Here is a 12,308-nt window from a genome sequence, read left to right as displayed (position 1 = left end):
AGCGCCTGCATCATGCAGCAGGCTCGCGTCTATGATTAAACCTGAATCAAAAATTTGAACGAAAAAAAACCTGCTAATTTTCATCAGCAGGTTTTTTAACTTGGCGTCCCCAAGGGGATTCGAACCCCTGTACTCACCGTGAAAGGGTGATGTCCTAGGCCTCTAGACGATGGGGACAGATTCTGTCCATTTACTGACCTACGCTGCGCTGACTTACTCAGCTCAACGGCTTACAACCTGGCGTCCCCAAGGGGATTCGAACCCCTGTACTCACCGTGAAAGGGTGATGTCCTAGGCCTCTAGACGATGGGGACAGATTCTGTCCAAACTACTGACCTTGATTTTAATTTACTGTCCGCAATCAAGTATTTGATTGGCGTCCCCAAGGGGATTCGAACCCCTGTACTCACCGTGAAAGGGTGATGTCCTAGGCCTCTAGACGATGGGGACAGCAAATTAATCTATTCTGATTGTCACGCATTTTTGGTGGAGGTAAGCGGGATCGAACCGCTGACCTCTTGCATGCCATGCAAGCGCTCTCCCAGCTGAGCTATACCCCCTTAGGTGCAATGCAGAACAGAAGAAAGATTATAGGGGATGAAGTAAGTCTTGTAAAGCCCTCACCCCCCAATATCTGGCGTATCAGGCAAACCCAACGGCCAGACGTGCAGCGACCGTTTCACGGCCAAATAAGTCAATCACCGCATCGATCGATGGCGTTTGCAATTGCCCCGTCAACAGCAGGCGCAATGGCATCGCGAGTTGCGGCATTTTTAAGCCATGTTCGGCCAGCACGGTTTTTAAAGCAGCCGAAATCGCCGCTTTATCCCACGCCACGGTTTTCAACAACTCAGCATACTGCTGCAAGGCCGGGCGCACGGCATCCGTCAAATGTTGCTGCAACAGCGCAGCCTCTGGCGCTGGCTGGCGATAGAACAACATGGCAGACTCAGCCAGCGTCACCGTGGTGTTAGCGCGCTCCTTAAACAAAGCGATCACGGCAGCCAGATCCGGCGCGCCAGCAAATTCTGCACCGGCAGCCAGCATGGATGGGCGTATCAGCTCAGCCAGGCGTGCATTCTCTGCTGCCTTGATGTAGTGATTATTAATCCAGTCCAGCTTTTCAGGATTGAATTGCGCCGCCGATCCCGATAAATGCGTGAGATCAAACCAGCTGCACATCTGCTCCATAGAGAAAATCTCGTCATCACCATGACTCCAGCCCAGACGGGCCAGGTAGTTCAGCATGGACTCAGGCAAATAACCTTTATCGGCATAATCGGTCACACTGACCGCATTGCGGCGCTTAGACAGTTTTTGTCCATCCGGCCCCAAAATCATAGGCACGTGGCCATACTGTGGCAGGTTGGCACCCAAAGCATTGAGAATATTGATCTGACGCGGTGTGTTATTCACATGGTCATCGCCACGGATCACATGGGTAATCTGCATATCCCAGTCATCAATCGCAACACAGAAGTTGTAAGTAGGCGTGCCATCCGGACGCGCAATGACCAGATCGTCCAGCTCTTTATTGCTGATCGTAATAGTGCCTTTGACCACGTCGTTCCAGCTCACGTCGCCATCGAGCGGATTTTTAAAACGGATCACTGGCTTACAGTCTGCCGGCACGGGTGGCAAAGTCTTGCCTGCTTCCGGGCGCCAGGTGCCGTCGTAACGTGGCTTATCGCCTGCAGCACGCTGACGCTCACGCATCGCTTCCACTTCCTCCGGTGAAGAATAGCAGTAGTACGCCGTACCTTGCGCCAGCATATCTGCCAGCACTGCACGATAACGATCCATTCTTTGCATTTGATAAAACGGACCTTCATCATGTGCCAGGCCCAGCCAGCTCATGCCATCTAAAATTGCCTGCACCGCTTCAGGTGTGGAACGCTCCAGATCCGTGTCTTCTATTCGCAATACAAAAGTGCCGCCATGATGGCGGGCAAATGCCCAGCTGAATAAAGCGGTACGGGCACCGCCTATGTGTAAATAACCAGTAGGGCTGGGAGCAAATCGGGTACGGACTGTCATGGAGAGGATTGCACCGCATGCCATCAGAACATCTGAGGACACCAGGTCGCGGAAAAGTTAAAAACAGCATTTTACCGCGTTCGCCCTTAGCCGCCTACCCGCGATCAGGCAGGCAAACAGGCTGTGTGCCATGTTAGTATGCAGCACCTGTTTCAGTCATGAAGAATGTGTATGCAAGCCCCCCTCCCAGTGCGCGATGGCATCGCACCCAGCTATTGCTGGATACCTGAAGGCATAGCGCCGACGCCGTTACTCTGTTTTTTGAGTTTACAGTTCCCCGACATTCCAGATGCAATATGGCTGCAGCGCATTAGCCAGCAAGAAGTACGCGACCAATATGGCAACGTACTGCTGGCGGACAGCTTGGTGCGACGCGGCATGTGTCTGTACTATTACCGTGAAATCGAGCACGAGGCACGCATACCTTTCGACGAAAACATCCTGTATCAGGACGCCCATTTGCTGGTGGCTGATAAACCGCATTTTTTACCCGTCACACCAGGCGGCCGCTTTTTACGCGAAACCCTGTTGACCCGGCTGCGTCAAACTACCGGACTGGAGCATCTGACCCCGATACACAGACTGGACCGGGAAACCGCGGGCGTGATGCTGTTCTCACACAATCCGGCAACACGCGGCGCCTATCAGTCCATGTTTCAGAAAAAAACCATCAACAAGGTCTATCACGCGCTGGCGCCTGCGATGCCGGAACGCAGCTACCCATTTACGTATCGCAGCAGAATGGAAGAAGGCGAACAATTTTTTACGATGCGCGAAATGCCAGGCGCCCCCAATACAGAAACCCTGATCGAGCTCGAACAACAGCGCGGCGCGCATAACCTGTACCGCTTATCGCCAGTTACCGGCCGCAAACATCAGTTACGTGTGCACATGGCCAGCCTGGGCGCCCCCATCGTCAATGACAGTTTTTATCCGGTCGCGCTACCCTGCAAAGGGGATGATTTCAGCCAGCCGCTGCAACTATTGGCAAAACAAATCCGTTTTCATGACCCACTCAGCGGGGAATTGCGTGAATTTCAAAGTATGCAAGCACTGTAAAAAGTATCAATGGCCGCTGTAAACACAAGAAAAATCCGCCAACTTCCCACGCCAGCCAGCCCCTCAAACTACACGTAGCAAGGCGATGCAAAGCACCCTGCTATTGACACATACGATACATAGGGATATTATCTTGGTCTTCGGAGTGTAGCGCAGCCCGGTAGCGCATCTGCTTTGGGAGCAGAGGGTCCAAGGTTCGAATCCTTGTACTCCGACCAGTTTCAAGGGATAAGTAATTAATTTAGCCCATTTATTTCAGAGCAAAGAAATAATAAAGCCGTTTTTTCGGAGTGTAGCGCAGCCCGGTAGCGCATCTGCTTTGGGAGCAGAGGGTCCAAGGTTCGAATCCTTGTACTCCGACCAGTTAAAAAAGCATCGTTGATTTTCAACGATGCTTTTTTCGTTTTCCGCCCCGAATCTTCTGCGCCACATTGTCTAACGCAGGATTCCGGCTTCGGATGAATTCGCCAGCTTGTCCGCAACCACACTGACTCACCAGTCTGGCCGACACGGACAAGCAGGCGCGATCTAGGCTAAGTTACGCCTGGCCAGAATACGCAAATCCGGCGCCAACATCTGTACATCATGGTATTGCCAGCTTTCCGCCTGGTCGACATGCGTGAGCTCGGAAATATGCAGTAAGCCCGCACCTGATCCCAGTAATTTCGGCGCCAGATAAACCAGCAATTCATCGACCAGCTTAGCCTCCAGCAATGCGCCATTCAGTACGGCTCCAGCCTCTACATGCAACTCATTGATTTGACGTCGCCCCAATTCCAGCAACAGCGCAGATAAATCAACCCGTCCATGCGCTGCGGGCAGCAATAAGACTTCAACACCCTGCGCCTCAAGTGCCGCGCGCTTTTCCGCATCATCATGCGCAGCCACGACCAGACTTACACCCTGCTGCAGACAACGCGCCTGTGGCGCTATCCGCAAATGAGAGTCGACAATGATTTTGATGGGCTGACGTGGCGTGCTAATACCACGCACATTGAGTTGCGGATCATCAGCCAGCACAGTACCAATACCGGTCAATATCGCATCGGCACGCGCACGCCACTGATGACCATCCAAGCGCGCAGCTGGCGAGGTGATCCATTGACTCTGACCATTCGGCAATGCAGTGTGCCCATCCAGACTGGCCGCCATCTTCATGCGTACCCATGGTTTGCCACTTTCCATGCGCCGGAAAAATCCCACATTCATTTCGCGCGCGGCCAGCGCAATATCTGGCTCCTGACCACACTCCACCTGCAAACCAGCCTGCCGCAAGATCGCCAGCCCGCGCCCCGCCACCTGGGGATTGGCATCGCCAACTGCCGCCACGACACGCGCAATACCTGCTTCGACCAATGCATTTGCGCATGGTGGCGTGCGACCAAAATGACTACAAGGTTCCAGTGTGACGTAGGCCGTAGCGCCAGCAACTACATGGCCCTGCGCATGCGCATCACGCAAGGCCATGACCTCCGCATGTGCCTGCCCCACCGGCTGCGTCCAGCCCTGCCCCAATATCTGACCATCTGTCACAATCACACAGCCAACCTTAGGATTCGGTGAGGTTTCGATGGTGGCGCGCGCAGCCAGCGCCAGCGCCAGCTGCAGATAATGTCTGTCAGTTTGCGGCTGATTCATACTCAGGTATGTTGTATTGAAATGCTAGGGAATTTGCTGCTCATATCTTTCGCTTTGTCGGCCACTTTGACGGCGACGCGGCGTGCGATATCTTTGTAAATGGCAGCGATAGGACCATCGGGATCAGCCACCACAGTAGGCTGGCCGGAATCTGCTTGCTGACGGATAGACATCGTGAGCGGCAATCCACCCAGGAAGTCGAGACCGAAATCAGCACACATTTTTTGCCCGCCACCCTCACCGAAGATAGACTCGGCGTGACCACAGTTGGAGCAGATATGGGTGCTCATATTTTCGACGATGCCGATGATAGGAATATCGACCTTTTCAAACATCTTCAAGCCTTTACGCGCATCCAGCAAAGCAATATCCTGCGGCGTGGTCACGATCACCGCGCCAGTCACCGGCACCTTTTGCGACAGCGTCAGTTGTACGTCACCGGTACCCGGTGGCATATCCACGATCAGATAATCCAGATCGCGCCAGTTCGTTTGCTGCAGTAATTGCTGCAAAGCCTGAGTCACGATAGGTCCACGCCAAACCATAGGCTCATCCGGATCAATCATGAATCCTATCGAGGATACTTGCAGACCGTGATTTTCCAGCGGCTCCATGGTTTTACCATCCAGGGTTTCAGGTCGCCCCTGTATGCCCATCATCATCGGTTGTGAAGGGCCATAAATATCCGCATCCAGAATACCCACTGCGGCGCCCTCTGCAGCCAGCGCCAGCGCCAGATTGGCCGCGGTGGTGGACTTACCGACCCCGCCCTTACCAGAGGCTACAGCGATAATATTTTTCACATTCGGCATCAGCTTAATGCCGCGCTGCACCGCATGCGCTACGATCTTGACGCTGACTGCGACATGCACCTGCGCCACGCCAGGCAAGGCTTGCAGCGCGCTGCTGACCAGTTCGCGTATCAGGGTCAGCTGACTTTTTGCCGGGTAAGCGAGCTCAATATCCAAACTGATATCGGCGCCCTGTATCTGTATATTTTTGACGGATTTCGTCGTGACGAAATCTTTTTGCGTATTAGGATCGATGACCTGGGATAAGGTTTGTTTGATCAGTTCTGCTGTGAGTGTCATTTGCTTCTCCATTCAATGCCGCAAGTCTAGCGCAAATTGCCGCCAGCAACCCGAAAGCCCTGAGCCGGCAAGGACTTTTAGCCCCCGCAGCGGATATAACGCGGCAGTTTTTCAGACATTTTCCTTCCTGCAGCAATAATCCCCGCCTTTTTTTTCTAACATTCGTGTATGGTGCGCCCACCTTTATATTTTTTTGGGGCAGATATGCACACCGAGAGCTTTATACCTGGCAAAGATGCCTCCCTTGAATCGACCATCGCCACCATGCAGGCCAAACTGGCAGCACGCGGCTTTGTGCTGAATGAATCTTCCTGGCTCAATGAGATCGAGGGCATCTGGTCCGTCCACGTAAAAGATCAGGAATGCCCGATGTTATTTGCCAATGGCAAGGGCGGCACCGAGCTGGCCGCACGCGCCAGCGCATTGGGCGAATTTTTTGAGCGCCTGGGCACCCACTATTTCTGGACCCACTTTTATCTTGGCGAAACCAGAGCCAACCGCCCTTTTGTACACTATCCGCAAGAACGCTGGTTCCAACCGGAAGAGGACGGCAGCTGGCCGGTTGACATGCTCAATCCCGAACTGCACGATTTTTATAACCCGGACGGCGAAATCGACGCCAGCGTACTGGTCGACCTCAATTCCGGCAACGTCGCACGCGGCATTTGCACCCTGCCTTACACTCGCCTGCGTGATGAGACGCAGACTTACATCCCGGTCAATATTATTGGCAATCTGTATGTCAGCAACGGGATGGCGGCTGGCAATACCATGATGGAAGCGCGCAGTCAGGCGCTGTCAGAAATTTTCGAGCGCCATGTCAAATATCGCATCATCAGCGAAGGCATTTGCCTGCCTGAAGTACCGGATGAAGTCATTGCCCGCTTTCCAAGAATCGCGGCAGGTATTGCTGGCCTCAGAAAAGCTGGCTTCGGTATCCTGGTGCGCGACGCCTCTTTAGGTGGTCAGTATCCGGTCATGAATGTCACCCTGCTGCATCCGGGCGATCAAGGCATATTCGCGAGTTTTGGTGCGCATCCGCGTTTTGAAATCGCACTGGAACGTGCTTTGACCGAATTACTGCAAGGCCGCGCGCTCGAAACTCTGACCGGCTTCCCGGAGCCAGGTTTTGATATGGATGAAATCAATGCAGTCGCCAATCTGGAAATCCACTTCGTTGATTCCAGTGGTGTGATCAGCTGGGACTTCCTGAGCGACGAACCCGACTATGCTTTCGCTGACTGGAATTTCAGTACCACCACGGCCGAAGATTACGCTTGGCTGGTGAATGCGATTCATGCTGAAGGTAAGGATATTTACGTCTCCGACTTCTCTGAGCAAGGTGCCTATAGCTGCCGCATACTGGTACCTGGCATGTCAGAAATTTATCCGGTCGAAGACCTGGAGTGGGAAAACAATAGCATAGGCAATCACATCCGCCCGGCGCTGCTGCGCCTGCACAGCCTGAGCGAAGCCGAATGTGCAGCGTTGCTGGCTGACTTGCAAACCATGAATCTGAACGATGAACGTCCGCTGTGGGAAATTCTGGGGCTGGCAATTCCTGTTGGCACCGCATGGAAACAGTTACGCATCGGGGAACTCAAGACCTTGCTGGCATTAGCGACCGGCGATACTGAAGCGATTCTGGAAGGCTGTGACTGGATCCATCACTTCAATGACCTGAGCAAGGAGCGCAGATTGGTTTATCGCTGCGTAGAAAGCATATTGAAGCTGGAAGATAGCGAGAACTATCTGCGCGCACTGATCTTGCTGTATGGCGCAGATACCTTCCGTCAGGCAGAGGCTTTACTGGATCGCAGCGAACGCTTCTTTGGCCTGGACGAATTGGGAAGCGATATGCAAGGCAGCGCTATGCATCAGGGCTTGCTGAAGGCCTACGATAAGCTGTTTGCATAAACTTTGCTGAAGCCAGGGATAGGAAAGATTAAGCAACCTATCCCTACTTCCGTGTTTGTTCAGAACGAAGGGATACCGACAGCCGGAAGCCACAAACAATGCGTGTGAATACATTGAAATTTCTGCCTTGACAGAAATGACGGAATTAACTAAACTCAGCGCATGGAACTGACACCTGTAAAACAAAAATTTATTCTGCACTGGGGCGAGATGGGTACCTTGTGGGGCGTTAATCGCACCGTAAGCCAGATTCATGCGCTGCTGTACATAGCAGGTTACCCGATGCATGCTGAGGAAATTGCGGACACCTTAGGTGTGGCAAGATCCAATGTATCGAACTCACTCAAAGAGCTGCAGAACTGGAAACTGGTAAAACTGGCTCATGTCATGGGCGACCGGCGTGCGCATTTTGAAACTTCGCTGGATGTTTGGGAATTATTTCGCACTGTCGTCAGGGAGCGTAAAGAGCGTGAGCTGAGTCCAACCATAGGCATTTTGCAGCAATGCCTGGATAGTCCGGATATCGATCAGGAAGACAAGGCCACCCAGTTAAGGATTAGCGAAACGCTGGCTTTGATGCAAACGCTGACCAGTTGGACGGATGAAATGTTAAGACTGGAGCCCGCCACTTTAATGAAACTGCTCAAAATGGGGGCAGCGGTACAGAAACTGGTCAGAGGTGAAGATAAAACCTCACAATAAAACTCCGTAACACTGACAATCAAGCCGCAGTCAGCTTGACGCTGAGGAAGAAGAATCTCAGCGTTTTTTAAAAAGCATACATTTCTTTTTTGACAGAAATTACAGAAGAAACATCCATAATCGCACTTAACCAGATGGGGATCACGATGGAAATTTATCCACTGACCATTTTGTATGACGAATCCTGCCCGCTTTGTAAACTGGAGATCGATAACCTGAGAGCACGCAATCAGGCTGGACAATTACGCTTCATCGATGTTTCTGCCCCTGATTATGACGTGTCGCTATGTCAGGTCGCCAAAGCAGATTTGATGCGGATTATTCACGCCCTACGTGCCGATGGACAGCTGGTACATGGCATGGAAGTGTTCCGGCTCGCCTATGAGGCAGTCGGTCTGGGCTGGATCACCGTCGCAAGCGGATGGCCCTTGCTGAAACCGGTGTTCGACTGGATTTATCCACATATTGCCAATAATCGCGGTCGTTTAAGCGAGGTGTTTACCGGCTCAGTATTTCGCCTGGTGGCTCTGCTTGCACTACGCCGCAGCCAAACCTGCAAAACAGGTGTATGTGCGCAACTGGATAAAAAGGATGCATGATGAAAATCCTGGTCTGTGGTGCAAACGGATTTATCGGCCGGCATTTGTGTCTACATTTACAAGCGGCCGGACATCGGGTCCTGCGCGGCATCAGGCCAGGCGTTCCCGCCACATGCCCTGCGCCGGATGACGTATGGATGGACTTTTCAAGCGATACCCAGACCACGATTTGGGAATCTCGCCTGCAACAAGCGGGGCAGATTGATGTCATCATCAACGCCATCGGTATTTTGCATGAGTCTGGCAAACAAACCTTTGAGGCGATACACCGTGATGCACCCATCGCCATGTACCAAGCGGCTCAACGGCTTGGCATAACACGCATAGTGCAGATTTCTGCGCTGGGCGGCAACCAGGACGTGCAAATACATGAGGGTATGAGTCCTTACTTACGCACTAAGCGCGAAACCGATCTCTTTTTGCTGCAATCGGACTTAAGTGCCTTAATCCTGTGCCCCTCGCTAATCGTCGGCCTAGATGGCATCAGTAGCCGCTTTTTCAGAGTGCTGGCAAGCCTGCCTGTTTTATTGATTCCTGGCGACGGTCAGCAGCGCCTGCAACCAGTTCATATTGATGATCTGTGTGAAGCAGTTGTGCGCTGGCTTTCGCATCCGGCGGACAAAACGGTGACATTAGATGTCGTTGGCCCCTGTGCGATGACTTACACGGAAATGCTGGGCAATTACCGCCAGCTAATGGGACTCCAACCTGGCCACGTGCTGCGTATTCCCTTATGGATCATGCATACCGCGGCTGGGCTATCCCGCTTTTTTCCTCAACGGCTGCTGAGTCACGATAGTTTGCGCATGCTGGAGAATCACAATGTAGCCGATCCAGCACCATTGCAACAACTACTGGCACGCCCGAGCCGAAATAAGGAAAGCTGGTTCCCCCAAATCCCAGCCAGTATGCTCGCCAGTGAAGCACTGTTGAAATGGCATCTGATGTGCTATCGCTCTACCTTAGCTTTGATATGGATAGTCACAGCCGTCTTATCGCTAGGATTGTATCCGATACAGGATAGCCTACAGCTTCTGCAGGCTTTGCCCGTCCCGGCAAGCTTACAGTTACCTCTGCTATATAGCGCAGGCGTCCTGGATGGATTACTGGGCTTAGCCTGCATAGTCTTCCCATCTCGCAAATTATGGGTATTTCAGCTTGGGCTGATTGGGGTATACAGCCTGCTCATCGCCCTCTACTTGCCGCAATTCTGGCTGCATCCGTTTGGGCCGATATTGAAAAATGTGGCCATCGTCGCCCTACTGATCAGCCTTATATCCACCGACAGGAAAGCATCATGAATAGCTATCTGCTGTTGAAAACCTTACACATCGTCTCATCCGTCATTTTGGTAGGTACCGGTTTCTGTTCGGCTTTCTATCTCTTTTTCGCGAACCGTAGCAATAACACGGAAGCACAAATGGTGGTCACGCGGCTGGTAGTGATTGCTGACTGGTGCTTCACCACGCCAGCTGTCCTGATCCAACCTATCAGCGGCGTCAGCATGGCATATTTAGCTGGCTGGCCTTTGAGTACGCCTTGGCTCATGGCCTCCATCTTTTTATACTGTTTTGCCGGACTCTGCTGGCTGCCGGTGGTCTGGCTACAAATTCAATTGAAACAGATGGCAGCACGTGCAGCAGCGACCAAGACAGCGCTGCCAACACGGTATTGGCGCTACGCCAAATACTGGGAGCGGCTAGGCTACCCGGCCTTTATCGCAATGATCGTTGTGTTTTATCTGATGGTGAATAAGCCGTTGCTTTAAGAAACTGCGAGCAATTACTTGATAACAAACTTAGCGCATTAAAATATTCGGATGCGCTTTTTCCTCAAGATAAAGTACATGGCCAGCGTAATCATGATTTCGGTCAGATAAACACTGGCTAATAATCCCCCCCATCCCCAATAGCTAGTCGCAATAATCGCATACACGATATGCACAGGACCCGCTACCATATAAATACGACTAAGCGCAGCCCCCTCACCCAACGCTAACAATCGCCACTGAGCAAAAACTGTAGCAACGGCGATCACCACTGGCAGCAATGCAAACGCTTTGAGATAAATACTAATTCCCTCGAAGGCCGCGCCGAAATAATATTTCGCGACGAAGTCTGCGCCGAAGAAAACAACAAAGGCGCCCACTATTTGCGTGCCTACCAACGCTATCCAACCTAAACGATTTAGCTTTACAAACTCTTCACTTTGATGATTACGGCCCATAGCGGAGAATCGTGGAAATAACGCGCTCGCAATGGGTTGAATAAAACCCTGAATCGCAAAACGTATTTTGTCGCTAGCTGCAAAAAATGCGACTTGCTCAGGTGTACCTAAAAACTTTAACAATGTAAGGTTGACCACCGTATATAGACTGATAAAGATATTGGAAATAAACACATGCCAGCCCTCACGCAGCATATCCAGCATGCGTGCCCAGCTGACGGGCACCCATTCAAAAACCTTCTGCTGTCTTAGCAAAATAAACGACATCAGTGCTGCCAACACACCAGGTGCATTCAATAAAGCACCTGCAAGCACGACATCATCCGGTGTATGAACGAAGAAAAAAATAGGTGGCAATACAAGCAAGCGGGAGAGTCCGGTAATCAATGCCAGATCTCTCATTCTTTCTATCCCCTGGAACAACCAGGTGGGAAACAAAGCATTGCCGTAAACACCAATGAAAGTTGCTGCGATCAACCAAATTGATGTGTGTAACGAAGGAATCAGCCAAACTAACACCACGCAAACCACACCCATCAAACAGGCGAGTAATAACTTCACAGCCAAGGTATTACTGACAATCTCCGAAATATTTTTAAAATCACCCGTTGCCAATGCAATCAGCCGTGTGGCCGTAATTCCAAACCCATAGTCAGTCACCAACACAAAATATTGAACAAATACCTGAGCAAAACTCATTGCTGCGAATTGTTCAATCTCCAGCGTCCTGGTCAGATATGGCAATGTGAGCAAGGGGGACAGATAGATAATTCCCTGCACAAATACAAGATAAAGGATATTTTTTGCGGCAGATGACATGAAATCAGGGAGCTTGTCCAATAAAAATTCGGCTGAAGAATTGTAACCGAAGCCAACAAATTTAATACCAAAGACAATATTTATCTTTTGAGAGTAAGCATCCGGTGAAGTCATCTTGAAGTTAAGTGCGTAAGCGTAGATGATCGTGTCCACTTAATAAGTGGACACTTGTACATGATGGACGATGGAATCAATACGCCAAGACGGCGTCGGCGGCACA

Annotated in this window: 10 protein-coding genes and 6 tRNA genes; 8 read left to right on the top strand and 8 right to left on the bottom strand. The window is 51.5% G+C overall.

Annotated features, from left to right (window positions below; genetic code table 11):
- Positions 1 to 101 precede the first annotated feature (101 nt).
- The 5 genes from H8K47_RS16605 to gltX all read right to left on the bottom strand — a co-directional run bounded on the left by H8K47_RS16605 (position 102) and on the right by gltX (position 2,037).
- Positions 102 to 177 (bottom strand) — tRNA-Glu (locus H8K47_RS16605).
- A gap of 61 nt (positions 178 to 238) precedes the next feature.
- Positions 239 to 314: transfer RNA gene (locus H8K47_RS16600), tRNA-Glu, on the bottom strand.
- Between the two features lie 60 nt (positions 315 to 374).
- A tRNA-Glu gene (locus H8K47_RS16595) sits at positions 375 to 450 on the bottom strand.
- A 34-nt stretch (positions 451 to 484) separates the two neighbouring features.
- Positions 485 to 560: transfer RNA gene (locus H8K47_RS16590), tRNA-Ala, on the bottom strand.
- Between the two features lie 82 nt (positions 561 to 642).
- Entirely contained in the window at positions 643 to 2,037 is a 1,395-nt protein-coding gene (gene gltX, locus H8K47_RS16585; protein WP_186882504.1) for a glutamate--tRNA ligase, read from the bottom strand.
- 165 nt (positions 2,038 to 2,202) lie between these two features.
- On the opposite strand from gltX, the gene H8K47_RS16580 reads away from it, so the two are divergent.
- The 3 genes from H8K47_RS16580 (at position 2,203) to H8K47_RS16570 (ending at position 3,459) form a co-directional block, all read left to right on the top strand.
- On the top strand, positions 2,203 to 3,096 hold the full coding sequence (locus tag H8K47_RS16580) for a pseudouridine synthase (protein WP_186882503.1): 894 nt from the start codon (positions 2,203 to 2,205) through the stop codon (positions 3,094 to 3,096).
- A gap of 141 nt (positions 3,097 to 3,237) precedes the next feature.
- A tRNA-Pro gene (locus H8K47_RS16575) sits at positions 3,238 to 3,314 on the top strand.
- Between the two features lie 68 nt (positions 3,315 to 3,382).
- A tRNA-Pro gene (locus tag H8K47_RS16570) sits at positions 3,383 to 3,459 on the top strand.
- Positions 3,460 to 3,624: 165 nt separating this feature from the next.
- Here H8K47_RS16570 and ribD read toward each other — a convergent pair.
- Positions 3,625 to 4,734 carry a bifunctional diaminohydroxyphosphoribosylaminopyrimidine deaminase/5-amino-6-(5-phosphoribosylamino)uracil reductase RibD gene (ribD, locus tag H8K47_RS16565; RefSeq protein ID WP_186882502.1) on the bottom strand — a complete coding sequence of 370 codons (1,110 nt, stop codon included), beginning with the start codon at positions 4,732 to 4,734 and terminating at the stop codon, positions 3,625 to 3,627.
- A gap of 2 nt (positions 4,735 to 4,736) precedes the next feature.
- Positions 4,737 to 5,825: an iron-sulfur cluster carrier protein ApbC gene (apbC, locus tag H8K47_RS16560; RefSeq protein WP_186882501.1), complete on the bottom strand. Its 1,089-nt coding sequence runs from the start codon at positions 5,823 to 5,825 to the stop codon at positions 4,737 to 4,739.
- Positions 5,826 to 6,029: 204 nt separating this feature from the next.
- Here apbC and ycaO point away from each other — a divergent pair, with 204 nt between their 5' ends.
- The 5 genes from ycaO (at position 6,030) to H8K47_RS16535 (ending at position 10,811) form a co-directional block, all read left to right on the top strand.
- Entirely contained in the window at positions 6,030 to 7,742 is a 1,713-nt protein-coding gene (gene ycaO / locus H8K47_RS16555) for a 30S ribosomal protein S12 methylthiotransferase accessory factor YcaO (protein WP_186882500.1), read from the top strand.
- Positions 7,743 to 7,904: 162 nt separating this feature from the next.
- Positions 7,905 to 8,444: a GbsR/MarR family transcriptional regulator gene (locus tag H8K47_RS16550; RefSeq protein WP_186882499.1), complete on the top strand. Its 540-nt coding sequence runs from the start codon at positions 7,905 to 7,907 to the stop codon at positions 8,442 to 8,444.
- 146 nt (positions 8,445 to 8,590) lie between these two features.
- Positions 8,591 to 9,043 carry a thiol-disulfide oxidoreductase DCC family protein gene (locus tag H8K47_RS16545; RefSeq protein ID WP_186882498.1) on the top strand — a complete coding sequence of 151 codons (453 nt, stop codon included), beginning with the start codon at positions 8,591 to 8,593 and terminating at the stop codon, positions 9,041 to 9,043.
- Complete coding sequence (locus H8K47_RS16540) at positions 9,040 to 10,344, top strand: SDR family oxidoreductase (RefSeq protein WP_186882497.1); 1,305 nt, start codon at positions 9,040 to 9,042, stop codon at positions 10,342 to 10,344. Before H8K47_RS16545 ends, H8K47_RS16540 begins: the two co-directional genes overlap by 4 nt.
- Positions 10,341 to 10,811, top strand: a complete 471-nt coding sequence (locus H8K47_RS16535) for a DUF2269 family protein (RefSeq protein ID WP_186882496.1) — start codon at positions 10,341 to 10,343, stop codon at positions 10,809 to 10,811. The genes H8K47_RS16540 and H8K47_RS16535 overlap by 4 nt, the downstream gene beginning before the upstream one ends.
- Before the next feature lie 38 nt (positions 10,812 to 10,849).
- On the opposite strand, the gene H8K47_RS16530 is transcribed toward H8K47_RS16535, so the two are convergent.
- Positions 10,850 to 12,241: a flippase gene (locus tag H8K47_RS16530; protein WP_186882495.1), complete on the bottom strand. Its 1,392-nt coding sequence runs from the start codon at positions 12,239 to 12,241 to the stop codon at positions 10,850 to 10,852.
- Between the last annotated feature and the right edge of the window lie 67 nt (positions 12,242 to 12,308).

The organism is Cognatundibacterium rugosum (assembly GCF_014284365.1).
Lineage (GTDB): Bacteria > Pseudomonadota > Gammaproteobacteria > Burkholderiales > Burkholderiaceae_D > Undibacterium > Undibacterium rugosum.
Note: the sequence above shows the minus strand (reverse complement) of the source record. Positions and strands in the feature narration are given on the sequence as shown.